26 protein-coding genes are annotated in these 24,853 nt (G+C 68.9%); 13 read left to right on the plus strand and 13 right to left on the minus strand.

Annotated features, from left to right (window positions below; all coding sequences use genetic code 11):
• Positions 1–68: 68 nt before the first annotated feature.
• Positions 69–1,016, minus strand: a complete 948-nt coding sequence (locus SSMG_RS00660; protein WP_199785738.1) for a rhomboid-like protein — start codon at positions 1,014–1,016, stop codon at positions 69–71.
• A gap of 78 nt (positions 1,017–1,094) precedes the next feature.
• Entirely contained in the window at positions 1,095–1,685 is a 591-nt protein-coding gene (locus SSMG_RS00665; RefSeq protein WP_158687976.1) for a hypothetical protein, read from the minus strand.
• Positions 1,686–1,821: 136 nt separating this feature from the next.
• Here SSMG_RS00665 and SSMG_RS00670 point away from each other — a divergent pair, with 136 nt between their 5' ends.
• Positions 1,822–3,684, plus strand: a complete 1,863-nt coding sequence (locus SSMG_RS00670; RefSeq protein ID WP_286157012.1) for an amino acid transporter — start codon at positions 1,822–1,824, stop codon at positions 3,682–3,684.
• Between the two features lie 4 nt (positions 3,685–3,688).
• Here the strand turns inward: SSMG_RS00670 and SSMG_RS00675 are convergent, their stop codons facing one another.
• Positions 3,689–5,029 (minus strand): nucleobase:cation symporter-2 family protein, encoded by a 1,341-nt coding sequence (locus tag SSMG_RS00675; protein WP_009071802.1) that lies wholly within the window; start codon positions 5,027–5,029, stop codon positions 3,689–3,691.
• Positions 5,030–5,102: 73 nt separating this feature from the next.
• Between SSMG_RS00675 and SSMG_RS00680 the strand changes: the two genes are divergently transcribed.
• The gene (locus tag SSMG_RS00680; RefSeq protein WP_009071804.1) at positions 5,103–6,224 is read left to right on the plus strand and encodes a 5-methyltetrahydropteroyltriglutamate--homocysteine S-methyltransferase; all 1,122 of its coding nucleotides are present in this window, start codon (positions 5,103–5,105) and stop codon (positions 6,222–6,224) included.
• Positions 6,221–6,541 carry an NIPSNAP family protein gene (locus SSMG_RS00685; protein ID WP_009071806.1) on the plus strand — a complete coding sequence of 107 codons (321 nt, stop codon included), beginning with the start codon at positions 6,221–6,223 and terminating at the stop codon, positions 6,539–6,541. The genes SSMG_RS00680 and SSMG_RS00685 overlap by 4 nt, the downstream gene beginning before the upstream one ends.
• Here the strand turns inward: SSMG_RS00685 and SSMG_RS00690 are convergent.
• On the minus strand, positions 6,529–7,200 hold the full coding sequence (locus tag SSMG_RS00690) for a MerR family transcriptional regulator (protein ID WP_009071809.1): 672 nt from the start codon (positions 7,198–7,200) through the stop codon (positions 6,529–6,531). The two genes, SSMG_RS00685 and SSMG_RS00690, sit on opposite strands and share 13 nt — an antisense overlap.
• Before the next feature lie 89 nt (positions 7,201–7,289).
• Between SSMG_RS00690 and SSMG_RS00695 the strand changes: the two genes are divergently transcribed.
• The 4 genes from SSMG_RS00695 (at position 7,290) to SSMG_RS00710 (ending at position 11,629) form a co-directional block, all read left to right on the plus strand.
• Positions 7,290–8,369 (plus strand): erythromycin esterase family protein, encoded by a 1,080-nt coding sequence (locus SSMG_RS00695; protein WP_009071812.1) that lies wholly within the window; start codon positions 7,290–7,292, stop codon positions 8,367–8,369.
• Positions 8,370–8,436: 67 nt separating this feature from the next.
• Positions 8,437–9,660 (plus strand): NAD(P)/FAD-dependent oxidoreductase, encoded by a 1,224-nt coding sequence (locus SSMG_RS00700; protein ID WP_009071815.1) that lies wholly within the window; start codon positions 8,437–8,439, stop codon positions 9,658–9,660.
• A 12-nt stretch (positions 9,661–9,672) separates the two neighbouring features.
• A complete protein-coding gene (locus SSMG_RS00705) occupies positions 9,673–10,845 on the plus strand; it encodes a 4-hydroxybenzoate 3-monooxygenase (protein WP_009071816.1) in 1,173 nt (390 codons plus the stop codon).
• A gap of 61 nt (positions 10,846–10,906) precedes the next feature.
• Positions 10,907–11,629 (plus strand): Clp protease N-terminal domain-containing protein, encoded by a 723-nt coding sequence (locus SSMG_RS00710; RefSeq protein ID WP_037712132.1) that lies wholly within the window; start codon positions 10,907–10,909, stop codon positions 11,627–11,629.
• 96 nt (positions 11,630–11,725) lie between these two features.
• Here the strand turns inward: SSMG_RS00710 and gndA are convergent, their stop codons facing one another.
• Positions 11,726–13,162 carry an NADP-dependent phosphogluconate dehydrogenase gene (gene gndA, locus SSMG_RS00715; RefSeq protein WP_009071820.1) on the minus strand — a complete coding sequence of 479 codons (1,437 nt, stop codon included), beginning with the start codon at positions 13,160–13,162 and terminating at the stop codon, positions 11,726–11,728.
• A gap of 56 nt (positions 13,163–13,218) precedes the next feature.
• Entirely contained in the window at positions 13,219–14,136 is a 918-nt protein-coding gene (locus SSMG_RS00720) for an MBL fold metallo-hydrolase (protein WP_009071821.1), read from the minus strand.
• 283 nt (positions 14,137–14,419) lie between these two features.
• Here SSMG_RS00720 and SSMG_RS00725 point away from each other — a divergent pair, with 283 nt between their 5' ends.
• Positions 14,420–15,274 (plus strand): helix-turn-helix transcriptional regulator, encoded by an 855-nt coding sequence (locus tag SSMG_RS00725; RefSeq protein WP_037712135.1) that lies wholly within the window; start codon positions 14,420–14,422, stop codon positions 15,272–15,274.
• On the opposite strand, the gene SSMG_RS00730 is transcribed toward SSMG_RS00725, so the two are convergent.
• On the minus strand, positions 15,234–16,388 hold the full coding sequence (locus SSMG_RS00730) for a glycosyltransferase (protein WP_037712139.1): 1,155 nt from the start codon (positions 16,386–16,388) through the stop codon (positions 15,234–15,236). The two genes, SSMG_RS00725 and SSMG_RS00730, sit on opposite strands and share 41 nt — an antisense overlap.
• Positions 16,389–16,508: 120 nt before the next feature.
• Between SSMG_RS00730 and SSMG_RS00735 the strand changes: the two genes are divergently transcribed.
• Positions 16,509–17,357 (plus strand): SAM-dependent methyltransferase, encoded by an 849-nt coding sequence (locus tag SSMG_RS00735; protein WP_009071827.1) that lies wholly within the window; start codon positions 16,509–16,511, stop codon positions 17,355–17,357.
• A 34-nt stretch (positions 17,358–17,391) separates the two neighbouring features.
• Here the strand turns inward: SSMG_RS00735 and SSMG_RS45185 are convergent, their stop codons facing one another.
• Entirely contained in the window at positions 17,392–17,775 is a 384-nt protein-coding gene (locus SSMG_RS45185; protein WP_009071830.1) for a nuclear transport factor 2 family protein, read from the minus strand.
• 17 nt (positions 17,776–17,792) lie between these two features.
• The gene (locus SSMG_RS00745; protein ID WP_050788100.1) at positions 17,793–18,986 is read right to left on the minus strand and encodes an MFS transporter; all 1,194 of its coding nucleotides are present in this window, start codon (positions 18,984–18,986) and stop codon (positions 17,793–17,795) included.
• A 94-nt stretch (positions 18,987–19,080) separates the two neighbouring features.
• On the opposite strand from SSMG_RS00745, the gene SSMG_RS00750 reads away from it, so the two are divergent.
• Positions 19,081–19,671, plus strand: a complete 591-nt coding sequence (locus tag SSMG_RS00750) for a TetR family transcriptional regulator (RefSeq protein WP_037712141.1) — start codon at positions 19,081–19,083, stop codon at positions 19,669–19,671.
• A gap of 113 nt (positions 19,672–19,784) precedes the next feature.
• Here SSMG_RS00750 and SSMG_RS00755 read toward each other — a convergent pair whose 3' ends face one another.
• Positions 19,785–20,018, minus strand: a complete 234-nt coding sequence (locus SSMG_RS00755) for a hypothetical protein (protein ID WP_009071836.1) — start codon at positions 20,016–20,018, stop codon at positions 19,785–19,787.
• Between the two features lie 481 nt (positions 20,019–20,499).
• On the opposite strand from SSMG_RS00755, the gene SSMG_RS00760 reads away from it, so the two are divergent.
• Positions 20,500–20,760 (plus strand): DUF397 domain-containing protein, encoded by a 261-nt coding sequence (locus tag SSMG_RS00760; protein ID WP_037712143.1) that lies wholly within the window; start codon positions 20,500–20,502, stop codon positions 20,758–20,760.
• Positions 20,761–20,929: 169 nt separating this feature from the next.
• Entirely contained in the window at positions 20,930–22,369 is a 1,440-nt protein-coding gene (locus SSMG_RS00765) for an amidase (protein WP_009071842.1), read from the plus strand.
• On the opposite strand, the gene SSMG_RS00770 is transcribed toward SSMG_RS00765, so the two are convergent.
• Positions 22,328–23,185 (minus strand): alpha/beta fold hydrolase, encoded by an 858-nt coding sequence (locus tag SSMG_RS00770; protein ID WP_009071844.1) that lies wholly within the window; start codon positions 23,183–23,185, stop codon positions 22,328–22,330. The genes SSMG_RS00765 and SSMG_RS00770 overlap by 42 nt on opposite strands.
• Before the next feature lie 54 nt (positions 23,186–23,239).
• Between SSMG_RS00770 and SSMG_RS00775 the strand changes: the two genes are divergently transcribed.
• Positions 23,240–23,776: an ABATE domain-containing protein gene (locus SSMG_RS00775; protein ID WP_199785740.1), complete on the plus strand. Its 537-nt coding sequence runs from the start codon at positions 23,240–23,242 to the stop codon at positions 23,774–23,776.
• A gap of 28 nt (positions 23,777–23,804) precedes the next feature.
• On the opposite strand, the gene SSMG_RS47525 is transcribed toward SSMG_RS00775, so the two are convergent.
• Both SSMG_RS47525 and SSMG_RS00780 read right to left on the minus strand, forming a co-directional pair.
• Complete coding sequence (locus SSMG_RS47525) at positions 23,805–24,428, minus strand: oxygenase MpaB family protein (protein ID WP_199785741.1); 624 nt, start codon at positions 24,426–24,428, stop codon at positions 23,805–23,807.
• Between the two features lie 120 nt (positions 24,429–24,548).
• Positions 24,549–24,833 (minus strand): hypothetical protein, encoded by a 285-nt coding sequence (locus SSMG_RS00780; RefSeq protein WP_234392796.1) that lies wholly within the window; start codon positions 24,831–24,833, stop codon positions 24,549–24,551.
• Positions 24,834–24,853: the final 20 nt, after the last annotated feature.

Consider the following 24,853-nt stretch of genomic DNA (forward strand, 5'->3'; position numbering starts at 1 on the left):
GAGTGAAGCCTGTGTATATCCACACGGGGAGCCGCCTGCGTCACTCGTCCGGACCAGGAGGGCGGGTGCTATCGGGCGACGCGAGGCACGCTGCGCAGTCGCGGACCCCATACGAGCAGGCCGAAGTGGGCCGCGCAGGCGTGTCCGAGGAGGGTCACGACGGAGGCGAGAGTGGCCGGATCGTCGGTCACGTAGACGCCGATAACGAATAGCTCAAGGGCCACGATTCCGACGATCCTGGCCCGCCCGCGCAGCAGCGCGACGAGCACGCCGGCGGTGGTGAGGAAGCCGTAGCTGACGCCGATGTCGAGCCAGCGGCCCGCGGAATGCGGGAGGACGTCGGTGCGGATCAAGGCCATCACCGGCAGTTCGGTCGCGATCGTGGCGAGCACGTGCCCGCTGAAGAAGACCAGTGCCGTCCGGAGCCCGCCGAACCGCCGCTCGAACGGGGCGACGGCGATCGCGAAGATCACCGCGTACGGCAGCCAGCCGCCGTCGGCGATCCAGAACGCGCTGGTCAGGAGCGCGGTGAGGGGGTGGCGCGCCATGTTGTGCGCGTCAGTGCTGGAGACCGCGAGGAGTTTGTCGGTGAGCTTGGCGCTGCCGAACCGGATGAGCAGCGAGGTACCGAGGAGCAGGACCAGGTAGCCGAAGGTGAACGGCGTGGACCGCGGGCTGGGGACGAGGCTCAGCCAGGCTCGTTTCGGCCGCCAGCTGACCGGGATCGCGGCGAGGAAGGCGGGCCGGGGAACGGGCTGGACGAGGTCGTCCTGCGTCAGCACGGCCGTCGCCGTCGGGGAGCCCAGGGGGTCGGCCAAACGGGTTCCGCCAGCCGGGGCTGTCGCCGGTTCGAGGAGGCCGACGGGTTCGGTCGGCGAGACGGGGTCGGGAGCGGGCGTGCGCAGCCACGACCAGAAGCGCCACTTCCGGGGAGTTCCGGTGGTGGCAGCACTGCGTGCCGGGCGGGGTGCCGGGTCCGGCTCACGCAGCGACATGCGTCCAGAGTGGCTGGGCATGCTGGGATTTTGGCTAACCGCAGCTGTGAATGCGCTGTGATTCACACCCGCTAGAGTGAGCACTCTGGGTAGAAGGTTTTACCCTTTGTCACCCGTTCGGTGGCCGGATCCGGTAGGACTAGGCCACTCCTGGTGAAAGGTCTCGCTGGTGAACGACGAGGTTTCGGTCGCCGAGCTGTTGGTGCGCGAAGGACACGAACGACGGATTCCGCCGCCGTCCCGGTCCAGGTGGCGCATGGTTTCGGTGATGCTCGCGGTGATCGTCGGCTGCGGGGCCGCGGCCATGCTCGTCTCGTACGGGACCACGGCGAACGACGGGGCCTCCCGGATCACCGAGATGCGCGTGATCGAGATGCCGGACCGCACCGGCGGCGCGGGCGGCGTCGACGAGACCAACCCGCCCACGCCGACCGGCACGGAGTCCGAAGAGGGCACGGTGACCGTCGGGGATGCCCCTTCGCGCAAGGCGAACGTGAATCCGTTCGGCGAGGACAGCAGTGCGCCGGAGCGCCCGGCTGATTCCGCGCCGGCGCGGCCGTCGTCGAGCGAACGGCCGGAAACCACCGGCCCGACCGGTCCGACGCAGGCGCCGTCGAGCTCGTCGGGGCCGTCAAGTTCGAGCCAGCCGTCGTCGCCGAGCAGCCACGAGCCGCCGTGCGTCCTGAACATCATTTGCCTTTAGGCGCTCTGAGCGCCCGCTGAGCTTGGTCCGCGCGAAGCGGCAGAACCCGGCATGATCGACCGCGTGTCGAATACAAAGCTGAGAGCCTGGCTTCTCGAGGGCGAGCACAAGCGCGCCCAGCAGATGACCGGTGGGAAACGCGAGACCACAAAGGCCGAACAGCCGTGGTGGAAGGTCATGTGCCTCACCGGCGTCGACTACTTCTCCACGCTCGGCTATCAGCCAGGAATCGCCGCGCTCGCGGCCGGAGTGCTGTCGCCGCTGGCCACTGTGGTGCTCGTGGTGCTGACGCTTGCCGGTGCGCTGCCGATTTACCGCCGGGTGGCGAAGGAAAGCCCGCACGGCCAGGGGTCGATCGCGATGCTGGAGAAGCTGCTGTCCCGATGGGGCGGCAAGCTGCTGGTGCTTGCGCTGCTGGGGTTCGCCGCCACTGACTTCGTCATCACGGTCACGCTGTCCGCGGCTGACGCGACCGCGCACGTTATCGAGAATCCGTTCGTTCCGGCTGCGCTGCATGGCGGGCAGGTCTGGATCACGCTGGTGCTCATCGCGTTGCTGGGGGCGGTGTTCCTCAAGGGGTTCGCTGAGGCGATCGGGGTCGCGGTGGTTCTCGTGGGGGTTTATCTCGCGTTGAACGTCGTCGTGGTGGTTACCGCGCTGGCGCACGTGTTCGGGGCGCCGCAGTTGATTGTGGACTGGCAGCACCTGCTGATCAGCGAGCATCCCAATCCGTGGTTGATGGCGGGGGTGGCGCTGGTGGTGTTTCCCAAGCTGGCGCTGGGGTTGTCCGGGTTCGAGACCGGGGTTTCGGTGATGCCGCTGGTTCGCGGGGCCAGCGGGGACACGGAGGCAGATCCGGCGGGGCGGGTCCGGAATACGCGGCGGTTGCTGGTGACCGCGGCGTTGATCATGAGCGCGTTTCTGATTACGTCCAGCTTCGCTACCGCGGTGTTGATTCCGCAGCGGGAGTTCCAGGCTGGGGGCAAGGCCAACGGGCGGGCGCTGGCTTATCTGGCGCACAGTTATCTCGGTGACGGGTTCGGCACGGTTTACGATGCCAGCACGATCGCGATCTTGTGGTTTGCCGGGGCGTCGGCGATGGCGGGGTTGCTGAACATCGTGCCTCGGTATCTGCCGCGATACGGGATGGCTCCGGATTGGGCTCGGGCCACTCGGCCGTTGGTGATCGTGGTTTCCGTGATCGCGTTCGTGATCACGCTGATCTTCGACGCTGATGTCGAGGCGCAGGGCGGGGCGTATGCGACAGGGGTGCTGGTGTTGATTTCGTCGGCGTCGGTCGCGGTGACGTTGTCGGCTCGGCGGCTGCGGCAGCGGGCGTTTTGGGCTTATCTCGTTATTACGCTGGTGTTTTTGTATACGACGGTGGCCAATATCGTGGAGCGGCCGGAGGGCGTGAAGATCGCCGGGTTCTTTATCGGGGCGATTGTGGTGACGTCCTTGGTCTCGCGGGCTACTCGGTCGTTGGAGCTGCGGGTCGAGAAGGTGGAGCTGGACGCGGCTGCTCGGCGGATCGTGGACAAGGCGGTGCGGTCCGGGGCGGTCCGGATCATCGCCAATGAGCCGGACGCCCGGGACGAGGCGGAGTATCGGGAGAAGGAGCGGGAGGCCCGGGAGGACAACCATATTCCTCGGGACAGTGCGTTGTTCTTTCTTGAGGTCACCATCTCGGATGCGTCGGATTTCGAGACTACGCTGCGGGTGCACGGGGAGAAGCGGGCCGGGTACCGGATTTTGCGGATGAAGAGCCCGTCTATCGCCAATGCTATCGCGGCGGTGTTGTTGTATTTGCGGGACGAGACCGGGGTGCAGCCGCATATTTACTTTGCCTGGACGGAGGGGAATCCGTTCAAGTTTCTGGTCCGGTATTTGTTTTTCGGGGACGGGGATGTGCCTCCGGTTACTCGGGAGGTGCTGCGGAGGGCGGAGCCGGATCCGCACCGGAGGCCGTTGGTGCATGTCGGGTGACTGCTTAGGGCAGCAGGTCTTCTTCGCGTTTCCGGCCTAGGTGGTTGAAGAGCAGGTTCAGCACGAAGGCCAGTACTGCGGCGACGGTGATGGGGCTGCCGCAGATGGTTCGCAGCCAGGCGGGGAAGTGTTGGAAGAACACCGAGTTGCCGAAGCGGTCCAGGCCGAAGGCGGGCAGCAGTCCGACGCCGATCGCCACGGAGGCCACGAAACCGTTGTGATTGCCGGAAAAATCGACCTTCTTGAGCGTCTGCACGCCGACCACCGCGACCATCGCGAACATCACTACCGCGACGCCGCCGACTACTGGTTCCGGGATCGCGGCGATGAACGCGCCAATTTTCGGTACCAAGCCCATCACGACCAGCATGGCACCGGTGGTGGCGACTACCCAGCGGCTGCGGACGCCGGTCATTTGCACGAGTCCGACGTTCTGTGCGAACGCGGTGTCGGGGAAGGAGTTCATGAAGCCGCCGAAGATGGCGGACAGGCCGTCGGTGGCCAGGCCGCGGGAGAGGTCGGCGGGGGTGACTGGGCGGCCGGTGATCTCGCCTACCGCGATCAGGTCTGCGGTGGTTTCCGTGAACGAAACCAGCATGACCACGCACATGGACACCACTGCGGCGACCGGGAACGTCGGCGCTCCGAAGTGGAATGGCGAGGCCAGGCCGAACCAGCTCGCGTCGCTGACGCCGGAGAAGTGCGTGCGGCCTAGCGGGATCGCGATCAGGACACCGGCGAGGAGAGCGACCAGCGGGCCGATCTGGCCGAGGAAGCCGCGCAGGACTCGGGTGAACAGGACGACCAATGCGATCACCCCGAAGGCGAGCCCGAGGTTCGCCGGATCGCCGTAGGACGGGTCGCCGGTGTCGTGGCCGCCGATCATCGCTGTGCCGGGGCCGAGCAGGGAGATGCCGATGACCAGCAGCAGTGTCCCGGACACGAGCGGCGGGAAGAACCGGATCAGCGCGGCGAACGGCCGGGCGATCAGCAGGCCGAAGACGCCGGAGGCGATCATCGCGCCGTACACCGCGGTGATGCCGTACTGCGCGGCGATCAGGATCATCGGGTTGACCACGGTGAAGGTCGCGCCCGCGACCACCGGCAGCCGGACGCCGAACAGCCGCCCGATGCCGACCGACTGGACCAAAGTGGCCAGTCCGGCGACGAACAGGTCCGCGTTCACCAGCAGCGCGATCGACGCGTTGTCCAGGTGCAGCGCGCTGCCGATGACCAGCGGCACGGCGATGCAGCCGGTGTACATGATCGCCATGTGCTGCAGTCCGAGCAGGAGCAGCCGTCCGGCGGGAAGGCCCCGGTCGACCGGGTGCGCGGCGTTGGTCATGAGCGGCTCCTTCTGTGTGGTTCCGCCGGATTATCGCTGCACATACCACCGGTTTGTGTGTGACGATGCCAGCATGACTGCACGACCTCCGTTCCGTGCCGATCATGTCGGGAGCCTGCTGCGGCCGCCGGTGCTGCGCGAAGCGCGGCGCGACCACGCGGCGGGGGAGATCTCCGCCGAACAACTGCGAGCCGTCGAGGACGACGCGATCCGCGACGTCGTGAAGATGCAGAAGGCGGCCGGCCTGCACTCGGCGACCGACGGCGAGTTCCGCCGGTCCTCTTGGCACATGGACTTCATCTACCAGCTCGGCGGCGTCTCGCGCAGTGACGAGCGGCTGCACGTGAAATTCCACAATCTGGCAGGCGACCTGGAGTTCAGCCCGCCCGGCCTGCAGGTCGACGGCAAGGTGCGGCTCGACAATCCGATCTTCGCCGACCACTTCGAGTTCCTCAAGGCGCACACCGACCCGGGCATCACGCCGAAGCTGACCATCCCGTCGCCGAGCATGGTCTATCACCGCGGCGGCCGGGCGGCGGTGAGCGAGACCGTGTACCCGGAGCTGGACGAGTTCTTCGCCGACCTCAGCGCGGCGTACGCGGAGCAGCTGCGCGCGATGAGCGGGCTGGGCTGCACGTACCTGCAGCTGGACGACACCAGCCTGGCGTATCTCAACGACCCGAAGCAGCGCGAACTCGTCGCGCGCATGGGCGGCGACCCGGACACCATGCACCTGCGCAACATCTCGACGATCAACGCCGCGCTCGCCGGGAAACCGGACGACCTGACCGTGACGACGCACCTGTGCCGCGGCAATTTCCGCTCGTCGTGGGTGGCGTCCGGCAGCTACGAGTTCGTCGCCGAGGCGTTGTTCGGCGAGCTCGCGGTGGACGGGTTCTTCCTGGAGTACGACGACGAACGCTCGGGCGGCTTCGAGCCGCTGCGGTTCGTGCCGAAGGGAAAACGGGTCGTGCTCGGGCTCGTGACCAGCAAACGGCCGGAGCTGGAAGACGCGGACGCGCTGGTGCGGCGGATCGAGGAAGCGTCGCGGTACGTCGACATCGACCAGCTGTGCTTGTCGCCGCAATGCGGGTTCTCGTCCACTGAGGAGGGAAACGACCTGACCGCCGGTGAGCAGCTGCGGAAGCTGGAGCTGATCGTGGCGACGGCGGAGCGGGTCTGGGGCCGCTCGTGATCACCTGCGTCGTCGACTACGTGATCGACCCGGAGAAGATCGCGGACTTCGAACGGTTCGCCGCCGAGTGGATGCGGCTGGTGCGGCGCGAGGGCGGGGTGCACCACGGGTATTTCCTTCCCGCGGAAGGGGCCAGCGACGAGGCTCGGGCGTTGTTCAGCTTCGACAGCCTGGCCGCCTACGAGCGGTATCGGGAGCTGTTCGGAGTGGACCCCGAGTTCGTGGCCGCGGACCGGATCCGGGACGAGAGCGGCTGCGTGATCCGGTACCGGCGGACGTTCATGCGGCCCCTTTTGCCGGAGGATCAGCCGAGGTAACGCGACAGCTGGGCGGCCCCGTCCAGCATCGCGTGCGCCCGTGCGGTGAGCCGGGAACGCCAGGTGCGCAAGGCTTCTTCCAGCGGCGCGACCCCGCCCGCGTGCCGGACCTGCTCCAGCACCGCCGCGATCCGGGCGAGCGGGTAGCCGCCGCGGCGGAGTTGGTGCGCGAGGCGGGCGTCGCGGACCGCGGCCGGCGGGTAGCGGCGGTTTCCGGCTCGGTCCCGCTCCGGCTGGAGGATCCCGGCGGCCTCCCATTTCCGCAGCGTGGCGGGGTGCACGGACAGCTGGTGCGCGAGCGCGCCGATCGACGGCACGGTCTGGCGCACGTCCGGTTCCCGGGTCAGGTTCCGCAGCGCGTGCTCGACTTCGGTGAGGGTGCCGCGGTCGCGCAGCAGCTCGGCATGGCTCTCGTCGATCAGCTGGAACGCGGTGTCTTCCGAACGCTCGTTGAGCGCGCGGAGGATCGCTGCCGCGCGGGCGTGGCCGAAGCCGGAGCGCAGGGCGAGGAAGGCGCGCAATGCTTGGGCGTGCTGCTCGGTGTACGTCCGGTAGCCCTGCGGTCCGCGCTCGGCGGGCGGGAGGATGCCGTCCTCCTCGTAGTTGCGGACAGCCTGGGTCGACAAGCCGTGCTCGCGGGCGAGGTCCTTCGGCCGCATCTCGCCTCCGATTTGAGGGTTTCGGAGCCATTCAACCAGGTGTTTCGCGCAAAAGTGCCAACCGAGAGTTCAACGATACGGTCAAAGCAATGAAGACCCTTGACGACTTCCTCGCCCGCCGTTCGCCTACCCTGCTCGGGCTGGGCGAGCCCACGCACTGGACCGAGGCTTTCCCGTTGTTCCGCAACGAAATCTTCCAGCACCTGGTCCGCGAACACGGCTACCGGTCGATCGCGCTGGAGACCGACTGCCTGGCCGGACGCCTGGTCGACCGCTACGTGACCACCGGCGAAGGCGACCTCGACCAGGTGCTCGCCACCGGGTTCAGCCACGGTTTCGGAGCGTTCCCGTCGAACCGCGCGCTGGTCGAGTGGCTGCGTGACCACAACGCCGGCCGCGCGCCCGAAGATCAGGTCCGCTTCCACGGCTTCGACGCCCCGCTCGAGATGGCCAGCGCACCCAGCCCGCGCGCGGTGCTCACCGAACTGCATGGCTTCCTGTCCAAGCATCTTGACGACGTGCCGCACGACGTCGCGACCATCGAGCGGCTGGCCGGCGACGACGCGGCCTGGGCGGACGAAGCGGCGATGTGGGACGGGGCGAAGTCCAAAGGGGACAGTCCGGACGCGCGGGAGCTGCGGTTGGTCGCCGACGATCTCGCTGGCCACTTCGAACGGGCGCGTCCGGCGTTGCCGGAAGGCGGCGACCTGCTCGCCCGGACCGCGGTCGGGCTCTGCCGCTACCACTCGCTGATGGCCGACACCTCGCCGGAACGGCTGGGCCGGCTCGGGGCGCAGCGCGACGCGATGATGGCGGACAACCTGCTCGCGCTGCCGGGCACGTTCGTCTCCGCGCACAACCAGCACCTGCAGCGGCGCGCGGCGTCGATGATGGGTGCGCAGTGGTGGAGCGCGGGCTCGCACGTCGCGCACCGGCTCGGCGACCGGTATGTGTTCATTGCCACCGATTTCGGCTCGTCCGATGCGGTAGGGAACCCCGCGCCGGGGACGCTGCAGGCGTATCTCGCCGCGACGGTGCGGGACCGTGAACTGGTCGAAACCGCCGGAATCGACCCCGGGCTGCCCGCGCGGCCCGGTGACGGACGCGGGTATCTGCCGTTCGACGCGGTCGAAGCGGCGGACGCGATCGCGTTCCTGCACCGGGTGTGACGGCCGCTCCTCGACGATCTTGGCCGAGGTGTGCTCAGATGGAGCCCGAGATGTCGGGAGGAGCGAGATGAGCACCGAGACCGTTCTCGTCGTCGGCAGCGGGCAAAGCGGGTTCCAGGCCGCGGCGTCCTTGCGGGACAAGGGGTTCGCCGGCCGCGTGGTGTTGATCGGCGACGAGCCGGGGGTGCCGTATCAGCGACCGCCGCTTTCGAAGGCGTACCTGGCGGGCAGCGCGGGCGTCGAGCAACTGGTGCTGCGGCCGGAGGACTACTTCGCCGAAAAGGACATCGAGCTGGTCCGCGGCCGGGTCGCCGCGATCGACCGGGACGCGGCGAAAGTCCGGCTCGAGGACGGTGCGGAGCTGGGGTACGACCATTTGGTGCTGGCCACCGGCGCGCGCAACCGCGCGTTGCCGGTGCCCGGCGCCGACCTCGAAGGCGTCCTGACGCTGCGCACCCGCGCGGATGCCGACCGGCTGCGGGCTTCGCTGGACGCGGCGGGCGACGTCGTGGTGATCGGCGGCGGGTTCATCGGGCTGGAATTCGCTTCGCACGCCGGGCGTCCGGTCACCGTGGTGGAGGCTCAGGACCGGCTGCTCGCGCGGGTCGCGTCGCCGGAGATCTCGGAATTCTTCGCCGAACATCACCGCGCGGCTGGGCACACGTTGCTGCTGGGCGTCGGGGTCACCGCGCTGCACGGGGCCGGGCACGTGGAGTCGGTCGAACTCTCCGACGGGCGACGGCTGCCCGCGGACCTCGTGGTCGTCGCGGTCGGGGTGCTGCCGGAGACCGCGCTGGCCGAGGCGGCCGGGCTTGAGGTGCGCAACGGCGTCGTCGTGGACGAACACCTGCGCACTGCGGACCCGAAGATTTTCGCGATCGGCGACTGCGCGTGCTTCCCGTGCGTGCAGGCCGGTGCCGCGACGCGGTTGGAGTCCGTGCAGAACGCCGTTGACCAGGCCCGTTCGGTGGCCGCGGCGATCGCCGGGGAGCCCGCGCGGTACGACAGCCTGCCGTGGTTCTGGACCGACCAGACCGGCGCGAAACTGCAGATCGCGGGCATTCTCGGGGCCGCGGACCGGACCGTGGTCACCGGTGATCGGGCCGCCGGGAAGTTCTCCGTGTTGTCCTTCCGCGACGACGTGCTGATCGCCGTCGAATCGGTCAACCGCGCGCCGGACCACATCGCCGCGCGCCGGTTGTTCGCCGCGGACCCGCATCCGGCGTACGCGGATCTGGAAGCCAGTTCGTTTGATCTGAAAGCACACCTGAAGTCGCGCACCGCGGCTTGATCGGAGGTTCCGTTGCGCACGCAGGTCGCCGTGATCGGTGCCGGCCCGGCCGGGTTGCTGCTGTCGTATTTGCTGCACCAGGCGGGTATCGAGGCGGTGGTGCTCGAAGCCCGCGACCGCGAGTACGTGCGGCAACGCGTGCGCGCCGGAGTCTGCGAACAACCGACGGTCGACCTGCTCACCGAGATCGGCCTCGGCGGACGGCTGGCCGCGGAAGGCTTGCCGCACGAGGGTTTCTCGCTTCGGTTCGACGGTGCCGACCACCGGATCGCGCTCACCGAGCTGACCGGCAAGGCGATCACCGTGTACGGGCAGCAGGAGATCGTGAAGGACCTCGTGGACGCGCACGAGGCCGCGGAATTGCCGCTGCACTTTGAGGTTTCGGAAGTTTCTCTGTCCGCATTGGACACCTCGCGCCCGGTGGTGCGCTACCGGGATTCCGCTGGGGTTGTGCAAACCCTCGAATGCGATGCGGTGGCAGGCTGTGATGGCTTCCACGGAGTCTCCCGTCCGTCCATTCCGGACGGTGTGCTGACCACCTTCGAGCGGGAGTACCCGTTCGCCTGGCTCGGGGTGCTGGCGCAGACGCCGCCGTCGCACGAGGAGCTGATCTACACGCATCATCCCCGGGGATTTGCCTTGCACAGCATGCGGTCTCCGGACGTCACGCGGTTGTATCTGCAGGTGGCCCCCGGGGAGAACCTGGCGGCCTGGTCGGACGACCGGATCTGGACGGAACTGTCGACGCGCCTGGCGGTCGACGGGGAGTTCACCCTGCAGGAGGGGCCGATCCTGGACAAGGGCATCACGCCGATGCGCAGCTTCGTCACCGAACCCATGCGCCACGGCCGGCTGTTCCTGGCCGGCGACGCGGCGCACATCGTGCCGCCCACGGGAGCCAAGGGCATGAACCTGGCCGTCGCGGACGTGGTGGTGCTTTCGCGGGCTTTGGCTGCGTTGCTGCAAGGGGATTCGGCACTGGCGGAGTCCTATTCGGACACTTGCCTGCGCCGGGTGTGGCGAGCGGAGCACTTCTCGTGGTTCATGACGACGATGCTGCACGTGGACCCCGGGGCGGACGCTTTCGCCCGGCGGCTGCAGCTCTCGCAGCTGAGGTACACGGCTTCGTCCCGGGCGGCGGCGACGAGTTTGGCGGAGAACTACGTGGGGCTGCCGTTCGCTTGAGTCCGCTCACCTGGTCAACCCAGGGTTGACGCCCGGCAATCGTCAACCTACAGTTGACGCCATGACCGACTCAGTGAAACTCGACGACCTCATCAGCGCCATCAAGGCCAACAACGAGAAAGACGCCCTCGCCCAGCTCACCGACGCCGTCTACGTCGGCCAGCATCTCGGCGACGTCGCGGACCACCTGATCGGCCACTTCGTCGACCAGGCGCGGCGCAGCGGGGCCTCCTGGACCGACATCGGGGCCAGCATGGGGGTATCCAAACAGGCCGCCCAGAAGAGATTCGTTCCGAAGAGCGACGATTCCTCCGGCGGAATACAACGGATGTTCGGCCGCTACACCGACCGGGCGCGGCACGTCATCGTCGCCGCTCAGCAGGCGGCCATCGACCACAAGAACCCCGAAATCGACACCGTTCACCTGCTGCTCGGCCTGCTTTCCGAACCCGACGCGCTCGCGGCGGGCACCATTGCCGCGCAGGGGATCACTCTCGACGCGGTGAAGGAAGCGGCCGAGGCGAGGCTGCCGGAGCCGGTCGACGACGCGCCGGATCCGGTGCCGTTCGCGGCCGCCGGCAAGAAGACCCTCGAACTCACTCTGCGCGAGGGGCTGCGGCTCGGCCACAACTACATCGGCACCGAGCACATTCTCCTCGCCTTGCTGGAACAGGGCGAGGGCGCGGGCTACGAAGTCCTTGCCGCACTGGGGGTCGACAAGGACCGGGCCGAAATGAAGATCAAGGAGTTCCTCGCGGAAATTCTCAGCACGTTGCAGAAATGATCGCGGTCGCGCTCGCGGTGTTGTTCGTCTTGACCCTCATCTAGCGAAGAAGGGCTCTCCCCAGACCGGGGAGAGCCCTTCCGTCGCAAACAAAAATCAGGCGTCGACCTCGGACTGGTCCCCGGCCCACAGCGTGTGGAACGAGCCGGGGCGGTCCACGCGCCGGTAGGTGTGCGCGCCGAAGAAGTCGCGCTGGCCCTGCACCAGCGCGGCCGGCAGCCGGTCCGCGCGCAGGCCGTCGTAGTACGCCAGGGCGGTCGAGAAGCCGGGCGTCGGGATGCCGAGCCGGACCGCCGTCGAGATGACCGAACGCCACGAGTCCTGCGCGTTTTCGACCGCCGCGCGGAAGTCGCCGGACGTGAGCAGCGTCGGGAGGCCCGGCTCGGCGGCGTAGGCGGAGGTGATGTCGTTCAGGAACTTCGCCCGGATGATGCAGCCGCCGCGCCAGATCGAGGCGACGCGGCCCAGGTCGATGTCCCAGCCGTACTCCGCGGCGCCGGCCTGGATCTGGTTGAAGCCCTGTGCGTACGCGACCACCTTCGACGCGTACAGCGCCTGCTCGACGTCGTCCGCGAAGGTCTCCAGCGCGGACCCGGTGAGCGGCGTGCGCGTCGGGCCGCCCAGGCCGCGCGCGGCCGAACGCAAGCCGGTGGACCCGGACAGCGAACGCGCGAACACGGCTTCCGCGATGCCGCTGATCGGCACGCCGAGGTCGAGGCCGATCTGCACGGTCCAGCGGCCGGTGCCCTTCTGCTCCGCCGCGTCCTCGACCACGTCGACGAACGGTTTGCCGGACGCGCCGTCGACGTGCTTGAGCACCTGCGCGGTGATCTCGATCAAGTACGAATCGAGCCGCCCGGTGTTCCAGGTGCCGAACACGTCGGCGATCTCCGCCGGCGAGTAGCCGGCCGCGCCGCGCAGCAGGTCGAACGACTCGGCGATCAGCTGCATGTCGGCGTACTCGATGCCGTTGTGCACCATTTTGACGAAGTGCCCGGCCCCGTCCGCGCCGACGTGCGTGCAGCACGGTTCGCCGTCGACCTTCGCCGAGATGTCCTCGAACAGCGGCCCGAGCGACTCGTAGGACTCCTTCGACCCGCCGGGCATGATGCTCGGCCCGTGCAGCGCGCCTTCCTCGCCGCCGGACACGCCGGTGCCGACGAAGTGCAGGCCGCGTTCGCGCAGCGCCTGCTCGCGGCGGCGGGTGTCCGCGAAGTGCGCGTTGCCCGCGTCGACGATCACGTCGCCGGGCTCCAGCAGCGGCGCGAACTCCTCGATGACGGCGTCGGTCGGGCCGCCCGCCTTCACCATGATCACGATCTGCCGCGGCCGCTCCAGCGCGTCGACGAACTCCTGCGCGGTGTACGCCGGGATGAAGTCGCCTTCGTCGCCGAACTGCTCGACGAGCGAGCGGGTGCGCTCCTCGGAGCGGTTGTGCAGGGCGACCGTGTGCCCGTGCCGGGCCAGGTTCCGCGCCAGGTTGCGGCCCATGACCGCGAGGCCGGTGACCCCGATGCTCGCCTTCTTGCTCATCCGAAACCTTTCCGAAAACCTCTGCCGGATTCCGAGCCTAGCCACAAAACCGGTGCTCACGAGAAGCAGCGGATCGGGCCCCCGTTCCAGGCCAGCATGTCCTTCAGCGGAGCCGCCAGATCGAGTGGCGCACCCCACCCTTCGCCGTCGAGTTCCGCGTACGCCCGGTGCAGGTTCCCGGCGAGGCGCTCCTGCTCGGTCAGCTCGGCGAACCGGCCGAGGTCGGTCGCCTTCGCCTGTTCTAGCGGCGAGCGCCCGGCCGCCTTGCCGGTTTCCGCCGCGCGCTGGACCAGCTCCAGGTAGTCGTCGACCGCGTCCACCGTTTCGAGCCCGCACACCGGGCCGTGCCCGGGCAGGATGACCGCCGGGTCGAGTTCGCGGATCAGGTTCAGCGCGGCCCGCCAGCCCGCCACCGACCCCATCAGCGCGAACGGGCTGCCGCCGTTGAACACCAGGTCGCCCGCGTAGAGCAGGCGCTGTTCGGGCAGCCAGACCAGGACGTCGTTGGTGGTGTGCGCGGCGTGGCCGGGGTGGATGAGGTCGATCCGGGTCTGTCCGGCGTAGAGGGTGACCGTGTCGTCGAAGACCAGGTCGGGCACGCGCAGTTCGAGCTTGCCCCAGTCGCTGTCGGTGAAGACTCCCTCGTACCGCTGGATTCCGTCGGCCAGCAGGGTCTCGCGGGTCTTGCGGTGGCCGACGACGGTGGCGCCGCCGACCAGGTAGTTGCCGTTGGTGTGGTCGCCGTGGTGATGCGTGTTGACGAGCGTCGTGACCGGGCCGACGGTGTCGCCGACGGCCGAGAGCAGCGCACGCGTGCGCCGCTCGGTCGCGCATGTGTCGATAAGCACAGCGTGCCCGTCGGCATCGACGAAGCCGCAGTTGTTGATGAACCAGGAACCGTCGGGCTGGACGTAGCCGAACGCGCCGTCTGCCAGCTGTTTGACGCTCGCCGCGCCGGGGGATCGATCGATCACGCCGCCACTATGCCGTCCCGGGCGGCGCAGTGGTGGACCGGCGGATCAGCTGTGCCCGGAAGTCTCCTCTTAATCCGAATGGAGTAGCCGGGATGTCCGCGGCGCCCGGAATCCACTGCTCCGGCAGGGTGACATGCCGGGTGACTGGCGTTCTGGCGCATTTCCTGAAACGCTGCCGGGTGTCATCATCGAACTCCGTTGGGTCGCAGTGGCCTGGGTGGTTCGTAGTTCGCGGTCCGGCGGAAAGCCCGTCGGCAGTAGTGGTCCAGGAGAGCAAGGGGAGATGGCGAGCACCGTCACCTCGCGCCGCAAGCAGCTCGGCAATGAGCTCAGGCATGCTCGAAACGCCGCGAAGATGACGCAGCAGCAAGTCGCCGAGGTACTCGGCTGCACCCAGGGCAAGGTCAACAAGATCGAGTCCGGTGCGGTGGGGGTCAAGCTCGGAGATGTGCGGACCATGCTGAACGCGTTCGGGATCAACGGCGAAGAGGCCGACACTCTGATGAACCTGGCCCGGGCCGCGGCCGGGCAGCGCGGCCATTGGTCGGGCTACCGGTCGGTGGTGCCGCACTGGTTCCGCACCTTCACCGACCTCGAGCCGGCCGCCGCGGAGATCCTCACCTGGCACGGCGAGCGCGTGCCGGGGCCGCTGCAGTCCGAGCACTACATGCTCAAGCAGTTCACCGAGGCGGGAGCCACCGACGTCACGTCGCTCGTGCGCAACCGGCTCGACCGCAAGGCGGTGTTCGACCAGCAGCAGCCGCCGTACTACCGGTTCATCATCAGCGAGGGCGCGCTGCGCCGCGCGCCCGGCGGGTTCGCGCCCGCGGTGATGCTGGACCAGGTCGAGCACCTGCTCGCGCTCGACCGGCACCCGCGCGTCTACGTGCACGTCCTGCCGTTCAGCGCGAAGCTCGCCGCGGTGCCCAACGACTTCACGATCATGCGGTTCCCGGACCGCACGCGCGACTTCGTCTACATCGAACACTCCGCGGGCGGGCTGTACCTCGACGACGTGAAGGACTTCAACATCTTCGTGGACTCGTGGGACCGGCTGCGCGGCGCTGCCTTGGAGCGCGGCGAGACGCGGCAGTTCCTCAAGGAGCTGGCGGAAAGCTACCGCTCGCAGATGATGTGACGAGTGCTTCGAGCACCGGCACGGCGGCCTCGGCGGCGGGCAGGGCGTTGATCTCCGCCTGTACGCGCTGCGCGGCCGCGCGGTAGCTGGGATCGGCGAGCATCGCCGCGGCCGCCTGGCAGATTTCGTCCGGAGTGGACGTTTCCGGGTCGAGCGCGCGGCCCACGTTCAGCGCGACGCAGCGCCGGGCGTTGCCGGGCTGGTCCGCGCCCATCGGGAAGAGCAGCGACGGCAGACCGTGCGAGAGCGCGCCGATCACGCTGCCGGACCCGGCGTGCGAGATCATCAAATCGAGGCGAGGCAACAGTTCGGCCTGCGGGACGAACCGTTCCACCCGGACGTGCGCGGGTTGCGGCCCAAACTCGGCGGGGTCGATCTGGGTGCCGACGGTGGCGGTCACCTCGGCGTCCAATCGGCCTAGCCCGGCGAGCGTGCGCTCGATCAGGTCGCCGGACTCGAGGTTGAAGTTGGTGCCGAGAGTGAAGTACACGTGCGGTTTCCCGGCGGGCCGGCGCGGCGCGACCGGATCTCCTTGGCGGAACGAGAAAGTGCCCGGCGGCAGCGGCGCGCTGGGGTCGCGAAAGGACGGCGGGAGCGGCGAAAGCACCTGGCCGCGGGTCAGCATTTCCAGCTCCGGGTCGTCCGGCAGACCGTGCGCGGCGCGGGCCTCGGCGAGCGGCTCGGCGAGGAGTTCCTTGCGCAGCAACGTTCCCGCGGCGAGCACCAGTACGGTCGCGCACGGCAGGCCCAGCACCTCGGCGGCGAGCGCGGCGGAGAAGTCGACCTCGTCCCGGACGATCAGGTCCGGCCGCCATTCCCGGGCCAGCTCCAGCAGCACCGGCACGTGTTCGCGCGTCGCGCGGCGGGCGAACAGCTCCCGGATTTCCCAGTCGTCGCGCGCCGGATCGACCGGCGGCATCGGCTGCCGTGTCGCCTCGACTTCGCGGGGCTCGTTCACCGCGAAGGTCGTGAACCCGGCTTTGGCCAGCGCCGGTACGTGCGAACCGCCGCCCGCGACGGCTACGGTGTGCCCGTGCGCGGCAAGCGCTCGCGCGACCGGCGCCATCGGATCGAAGTGCCCGCGACCGCCGACGAACGAGAAGAGAATGCGCATCCACCGCAACCTAGTAGCCCGGACGTACCGAAGTCGTGGCATTTTCGGGCGGTTGCCGGGGGCGGCGGCACGCGGCCGCGGCGAGTGGGCAGACTGGTACCCGCACGGAAGGGGAAGCTGATGACTCAGGCACCGGATCCGGAAGCCCCGGAGGGCGTCGACCTCGATCGGCCGAACGCGGCGCGGATTTACGACTGGTTCCTCGGCGGCACCGCGAACTGGGCGATCGACCGCGAGTTCGGCGAACGGGCGGTCCAGACCTTTCCGATGATCAAGACCATCGCCAGGGCGGGCCGCGAGTTCCTCGGCCGCGGCGTGCGGTACATGGCCGAACAGGGGATCGACCAGTTCCTCGACATCGGGTCCGGCGTGCCCACGGTCGGCAACGTGCACGAGATCGCCACGTCGGTGAACCCGAACGCGCGCTGTGTCTATGTCGACAACGAACCGGTGGCCGTCGCGCATTCGCAGGTCCTGCTGGAACGCGAGGGCGTCGCCGACCGGCACGCGGTCCTGCAGGGCGACCTGCGCGACCCAGCCGACATCTGGCCGCGCGCGCTCGACACCGGCGTCCTCGACCCGAAGCGCCCGATCGGCCTGATCATGGTCGGGGTGCTGTACTTCATCGGCCGCGACGAACCGGCACTGGAGATCGTGCAGAAGTATCTGTCGCTGCTGCCGTCCGGCTCGTACTTCCTGTCCTCGCACCTGACCGACGACGGCGTGCCGACCAGCGACGGCGAAAGCCGCGACGCGATCCACAAGCAGTACCAGCAGTCGAGCACGCCGTTCCACTTCCGCTCGCGGGCGGAGTTCGCGGAGTTCTTCTCCGGGCTCGAACTGGTGGAGCCGGGCATCTCGTGGGTCTCGGCCTGGCACCCGGAAGCGGGCGAATCGAGCGCGGGCGACCGGATGGCGGACGATCCCTCGTTCAGCGGCGGGATTTGCGCTCTGGGGCGCAAGCCCTGACGGGCCGGAGCCGGCCGGCTCCGGCCCCGGGGGGTCATCCGTTGAGCTGGGCTTGGAAGATCGCGCGATTGAAGTAGGCGCGGGCCTCGCTGATCAGGCCGTCCTCGCCCAGGTCGTAGACGTTGATGCCGGACCAGTTGACCGGAACCCCGCTGCCGGTGACGGCCGCGCCGCTCCAGGAAACGGCGACCGATCGGCCGACGGCGTGCGCCTCGCGCGGGGTGAGGCCGAGGAACGGGCTGAAGTTCGGCAGCACCGACGCGATGAACTCGCGAATCGCGGCGCGGCCGACGATCGGCGGCTCGCCGACCGGGTCGTGGAAGACGCCGTCGGCGGCGAACGCGCCGGCCCAGGCGTCCGCGTCTCCGGATTGGGACGCGGTGAAGAACTGCGTGACCGCAGGGGGCATCGCGAGCATGGGAATCTCCTTGGTGCTCAGGCGGAATTTCGGTCGGAACGGCGTGCGGCGGGCAGGACGGCGAGACCGGCCACGGCGAGGATCCCTTGCAGTGCGCAGACTCCAAGCCAGCCGAACGTGCTGTAGCAGGCCACGGCCAGCGCCGCGCACAGTGCGCCGCTGAGGAAAACCGCGACCATGTAGACGGTGTTGGCGCGGCTGCGCGCGTCGGGGAGCCGGGCGAAAATGCGGGCCTGGTTGGCGATCTGGCTCCATTGCACGGCGATATTGACCGCGACGATCGCCGCGACCAGGAACGCGAGCCAGACCTGGCCGAGCGCGTAGGCGCCGGCTGAGCCCAACGTCAGCAGCAGTGCCGCGGCGACGATCGGCAACGCGCCGCGCCGGTCGATGTACCGGCCCGCCCACGGCGCGGCGAACGCGCCCGCCAGTCCCAGCAGACCGAACAATCCGGCGGTCGCGGTGCTGAAGCGGTACGGATCGTGGGTGAGCACCAGTACCAGCGAGGTCCAGGTGGCGTTGTACGCGCCGAACAGGCACGCGTGCAGCAGACAGGACTGCCGCAGGACAGGTTCGCCGCGCAGCAAGCGAGGCAGCGACGCCAGCAACTGCCCATACCCGACGGCGTTCGCCCGGACGGGTTCGCGCGGCACCAGCGCGACGGTCGCCAGGCCCGACGCCGCGGTCAGCACGGCCGCGAGCAGATACACCGCACGCCAGCCGACCGCTTCGCCGACCGCGCCGCCGAGCACCCGGGATCCGATGATCCCGGTCATCAGCCCGATCTGGACCCCGGCCACTGCCGAAGCTCGCTTCTCCGGCGGGGCCAATTCCGCGGCCAGCGGGATCAATACCTGCGGGAGCACGGTGAACCCGCCGACGAGCGCCGCGGCCGCCGCTACCAGCGACAGGCTCGGCGCGGCCGCCGCGAGCAGCAGGGCGGCGACCGTCCCGGCGAGCAGTGCGCTCAGCAGCGGACGCCTGCGGCGCACGTCGCCGAGCGGCACCAGGAACAGGATCCCCGCCGCGTAGCCGAATTGCGCGCACGTCACCACCAGCCCGGCCGAGGACGCTCCGCCGCCGAACTCCCTCGCGAACAACGTGAGCAGCGGCTGCGCCAGGTACACGTTCGCGACGGCCGCGCCGCTGCACACCGCCATCGCCCCGAACAGCAACGGCCGGGCGAGCGGCGGGCTTTCCGCCGTGGTCATCAGCGTCCTCCCAATCGATCGAACTAGTTGGTTCGGTCAGTTAAGGGGAGACGGGCGAGGGTTGTCAAACGAACTGGTTCGTTACCCTGGTCGCATGGCCTACGACTCAGCCGCGACCAAGGACCGCATCCTCGCCGCCGCGTCGGCCGAATTCGCCGCGTACGGGGTGGCCGGTGCCAGGGTCGACCGCATCGCGGGCGCTGCCGAAGCCAACAAGCGGGCGATTTACGACTACTTCGGCGACAAGAAGGCGTTGTTCGCGGCCGTGCTGGAACGGCTGATGACCGAACTGGCCGAAGCTGTCCCGCCCGCGGAGGGCGCGGACCTCGGCGCGTATGCGGGAGCCCTGTTCGACTATCACCGCGCCCACCCCGAGGCGCTGCGATTGCTGTTGTGGGAAGCGCTGGAGATGGGCGACGAACCGGTGCCCGAGGAAGCGGCCCGGACCCGGCATTACCTGGACAAGGTCGCGGCCGCGGAAACCGCGCTCGCGGGCGGTGGCGAGGATCCGAAGGCGTTGCTGTTCTTCACGATGGGGCTCGTCGGCTGGAGTCTGTCGATGCCGCAGCTGCGCCGCATGGTGCTAGGGGAGGACTACTCGCTGGACCAGCTCGGCGCTCAGGTCTCGGCGGCGGTCCAGGCGATGGCCGGGAAGGCTCGCGACCGGTCCGCGTCCTCGGAATGAGCGGGTTTTGGTCCAGACCTCTGAGGTGGTCTGGACCGGGGCGGGGCGGTCCGGACACGAAAACGCTCCCCGGCAAAGAAGTTCCGGGGAGCGTGGACGATGCGGGCGGCGGCTCAGCCGAGCCCGTGGAGCAGCGGTACTCGTGTCTCGCGACGGTGGGTGGCGTGGACGGGGTCCGCTTGGCGCGGAGCCGGTACTTCGATTTCGGTGTCCACGACCATCGGGCTGCGCAGCGGGGCCTGGATCAGGCTGAACCCGAACCGGTTGCGCAATTCGTGATTGATCCCACGCCGGCCGCGAGTGTGTTCGTCCTCACGGCGGAAAAGCGTGGTGAGCCGTACGGCCATGGGATCACACCCCCAGTTCGGATAACGGGAACCGGCGCGGGTCGGCGCCGGCCGGATCGGGGTGGTTCGCGCTCGGCGGGTCAACGCCGGGCACCAGGGAAACCGCTCCGTTGCGGCGTCTCCGCAGGGTCGTCGCAGCACCTGGACCAGCGCCGATTCCGGCGAGGCTCGCGGATGGGATCGCCGGTCCGAACGGGTCGGCTCGCATCCGCACTCCTCCCGATCTCTCGCGGCTGTTCCGCCGCCCGGGCCGGGTGCCCGGGCCGGTGCTGCCGGTGTTGGGCTGAATGTCGCAAGCCATTCACCCACCACTGACGCCCCGATCGCTGCGATTAATCCTACTCCTGGAATAATCTTCATGTCGAGATCGGGGCGAGTTGATCACCCGCTTGGCCCTGCGGTTTGCTCCGTAGTGACGCAAAGAAGCCGGGGACGTGCACCAGACCGCACGCCCTGCACAAGGCTCGGAGGTGGACGACCCATGGCGGATTATCCGTCGCCCCAGGATTACGACCCGGACACGGCGGAGTCGCTGTTCGCGGCCGCGGCCTGGGCGAAGTCGTTCGCGAGCGAACCCAACGGCGGAAACTGTGTCGAGGTCAACCTCTCCCGTCCCGGCCTGATCGGCGTGCGCGACACCAAGCTCGCGGCGAGCCCGGTGCTGGTGTTCGACCGCGGCGAGTGGGACGCCTTCCTCGTCGCGGTCAAGGCGGGCCAGTTCGACCTGCCGCCGAGCGAGTAGTCCACCACGACGAGGTCTCGGCTGAGAGCGATTCGCAAACAGTCACTCGATCGGGTGGAGCGTGGATCGGACCTGGTCACCGTGAGTGCCGGGCGGTGTGGGCTCAATGTCGGTTTGGCGAGGGTCGCCAGCTGAGTAGGTTGAGCGGCCCGACCTCGCGGAGCGCGCCATGACCCCACTCCACTACCTCCCCGCCGGCGAAGCACTGCGCCTCTTCCGGACCCGGCAGCTCTCGCCGGTGGAGTTGATGCGCGCGGTCGTGGAACGGGCGGAGCGGGTCGAGCCGGACGTCAACGCGTTCGCCGAGCAGTTGTTCGAGCAGGCGCTGCGGGCGGCGGCCGTCGCGGAGAAGCGGTACGCGCCCGGCGGCCAGCCGAGGCCGCTGGAAGGACTGCCCATCGCGGCGAAGGAAGAACAGCCGCTGGCCGGGCACTCGGTCACCGACGGCACCCTCCTGCGCCCGCCCCGGATCGCGCGGGAAACGGCGATCGGGCTCAGCCGGATCCAGGCGGCCGGCGGGATTCTGCACGCGCGCACGACGACGTCCGAGTTCTGCTGCATGCCGCTGTCCCACACGCGGCGCTGGGGAATCACGCGCAACCCGTGGAATCTCCAGACCGCGGCGGGCGGCTCGTCCGGCGGTTCGGGTGCGGCGCTGGCGGCCGGAACCGCCTTCCTCGCCACCGGGTCGGACATCGGCGGTTCGCTTCGCGCGCCCGCGTCCTTCACCGGCGTTGTCGGGTTCAAGCCGCCGCACGGCCGGAATCCGGTCCTCCCGCCCGCCGGATTGGATACTTACTACCACCACGGCCCGATGGCCCGGACCGTCGCCGATTGCGCGCTGCTGCAGAACGTCATGGCGGGCGAGGACCCGCGTGACCCACACTCCCGGCTTCCGTCGGCGCCGATCGAGTTGGGCGACGTGCGCGGGCTCCGCGTCGCGTGTTGCCCGGTGCCGGGTGATTTCCCGGTGGCCGCGGAGGTCGCCGTCAATACCCGCGCCGTCGCGCACGCGCTGGCGTCCGCCGGTGCGGTGGTGACCGAGATCGAGATCGACTGGACGCTCGACATGGTCAAACAGGCCCTCTGGGCGCACTTCGGGACCGGCCTGGCCGCCGAAGTCCTGGAGCTGGACCGGCGGAACCCGGGCGTGATTACCCCGTACTGCCAGGCTTTCGCGCGCAAGGGCGTCGAGAACATTGTGGACGCGGAAACCGGCCGCGCGGTCGAAGCGGCGATCCTTGACCGCCTCGACGCGGTGTTCGCGCGCTTCGACGCACTCATCGTGCCGACGCTCGGTGCCACCGCTTTCGCCGCCGGGGAGGATTACCTTTCTGCGCAGGTCATGGTCGATGGCATTGCGCTGGAACACTTTTCGGACGCTTCGCTCACCCCGGCATTCAATGTCGGCAGCGAACATCCGGTGCTCGCCGTGCCGTCCGGGTGGGCGAGCAATGGCGTGCCGACCGGGGTCCAGGTGGTCGCGGGCAAGTACGCCGACCGCACGGCGTTCCGGGTCGGCGCGGCGATCGAGCAGACGGTGGGTGCGGGTTTCTCGCGAATTTCGTTAACTGGCCAGGAATTCCCGAAGATGCGCGACGACCTGTGAGGGTTGTTCCTCGGGCAGGAAGTGTCCGCAGTCTTCGAGGCCGATGCCGGTGACGTGGTCCGCGTAGTCGCGCCAGATGTCGAGCGTGGGCAGGTTGCCGAGCAGGCCGGCCTTGCCCCACATCGCCAGTACCGGCTGGGTGAGGCGTTTCCCGGCGGCGTAATCCGCGTTGTCCAGTTCGGCGTCGTCCGGGAATGAGGCGCGGTAGTCGTCGAAACCGGCTCGGAGCGCGCCGGGTGCTTCGAAGGCGCGCACGTATTCGGCGATGTCCTCGGCGGGCAGGCCTTGGCGTTGGAAGGTCCAGTGTTCGAAGAAGTATCCGAGGTAGGCGGCGACGTTTTGGCCCGCCAGCAGCTCCGGCAGGTCTGGCTGGAGGTGGAAAAGCCAGTGCCAGTACGCCTTTCCGAGGTCTTTGTCGAGGCGACGCCACATCTCGCGGGTCGGCGCGATGTCCAGTACGGCCAGGCGTTCGACCTGGTCCGGACGGTCGAGTGCCCACCGGTGCGCGACCCGTCCGCCGCGGTCGTGCCCCGCCACCGCGACCCGGTCGAACCCGAGCTGCTCGGCCAGTTTCGCGACGTCGGCGGCCATCGTGCGCTTGTCGTAGCCAGTGCGGGGTTTGTCGGTGCGCCCGTATCCGCGCAGGTCAGGCGCGATCACGGTGTACTCCTCGGCCAACGGTCCGGCGACGCGGCGCCAGCAGTGCGAGGTCTGCGGCCAGCCGTGCAGGAGGAACAGCGGCGGACCGTCGCCGCCCCGGAGGTAATGCATGCGCAGGTCGCCTACCTGGGCCATGGCTGCTTCTAACCGGCTCATGGGGTTAGACGGTAGCGCGCGTTCTCACCGGTTTCAATGGTTAGAATGGGCGGCATGGAGTGGGTGTTCGACGGCGGACGGCCGTGTCTGCACCTGGTGAATACGCTGCGCTCCCGGCATCTCCCCGAGGGCATAGAGCTGCTGACCGGCCCGGACGCGCTGGCGGAATGGCTTGAGCTGGCCGGGTTCGGCCGCCTGCCAGTGACCGTTGCCCAGCTGGAGTCGGCGAAGGAGCTTCGCGAGGCGGTGAACCGGTTGCTCACCGCAAAGCCGATGGTCGCCGACGTCCGGTTGGTCAACGACGCGCTCGCCGCCGCCCCGAAACCGGACCGGCTGGTGGTGAAGCACGGGATCCTGCAGCGGGAAGTACCTGCTCCGGCAGACCCGGTGGCGACGGCGTTCGCCGTGCTGGCCGCCGACGCCGTCGACCTCGCCACCGGCACGGAAGATATCCGCATCTGCTCGGCCCACGACTGCGGCTTGCGGTTTGTCGACACATCGCCCCGCCGGACCCGCCAGTGGTGCTCGATGTCCCGCTGCGGCAACCGGGTGAAAGCCCGGGCACATTACGAGCGGACGAAGAACCGTTAAGCCCACGGGTGCGCGCGCAGTCCCCCGTTCAGCTTGCCGATCGCCCCCTGGGGCGGTGAGCACGGACTCTCCACAAGTCGAAGTCACTGTGGACAACCCGCCCGAAGTGAGCCGGGTTGTCGGTGAGGGCGGATAGACTGGACAAGGGCCGTCCCCCGGAGGAGGGCGGGGCTGCGCTGGCGGGTCGGGGCGAAGGGGCGCGTCCGGCATGCGGATCAGGAACATCTGTGCGCTTGAGTGTCCTCTTTGGACCTGAGCCCGCTGACAAGTGGGAGAACGGGTTCCGGACCGAGTCGATGGTCTCGAGCAGTGTGCGGATCGTCTCGTTCGGAACCTGGCGATTATCTCCCGGTAGTACCGCTCGAATTCCGGGCCAGGTCGGCGGCGGATCGCGTTCGCGCACGCCGAGGATCTGCATCTGCGTGTGGTGCTCGTCAAGCTCCGAAGTGGACATTGGGTGGCTCAATAACCGTTGTGCGGCAACGGGAGTCATCGCCAACGCCGCGTGCACCCATGCGTATGCACCAGGGCCGAGCGGGTTGTATCGGCGGTTCCGGTGAACGATCAGTGCAGTTTCCGCAACCGCGCGGCCTCGACTTGCGTGCCTTGTCTCGCCGCACGCGTAGATCGACAGCGGAGCGACGGTGCGCATAAAGCGGGCGGTAGTCCGAATGATCCCGTACCCCGGCCGCGACGACCGGATGCGCGACCTGCAGCACGAGCACCTTCCCAGCGAGCCGCCGAGATACCGCCAAGCCGCGGCGGGGCCGGGTCAGCCTCGCGCGCCGTGCAGCAGCATCATCAGCGGTTCGGCGGCCGGAACGTCCGTGCCGGTCGCGAGCCGACGCAATTGCAGTCCGGCGATCAGCGCGACCACCGGTCCGGCTACCCGTTCCGGGTCCGGTATGCCGAGTGCGGTGAGGATCGTGATGGCCAATTCGTCGTACGCCGCAAAGCATTTCGCCGACGCTTCGTGCAAGCCGGGGTCGCGTGCGGCTTGCAGATACAGCTCATGCGGCGTGAGGTCGTCCGTGCCGAACGGCAATTGCCCGATCACGTGCACCTGTCCGGCGAGCA

Source organism: Streptomyces sp. AA4 (genome assembly GCF_000158875.1).
Classification (GTDB): Bacteria; Actinomycetota; Actinomycetes; order Mycobacteriales; family Pseudonocardiaceae; genus Amycolatopsis.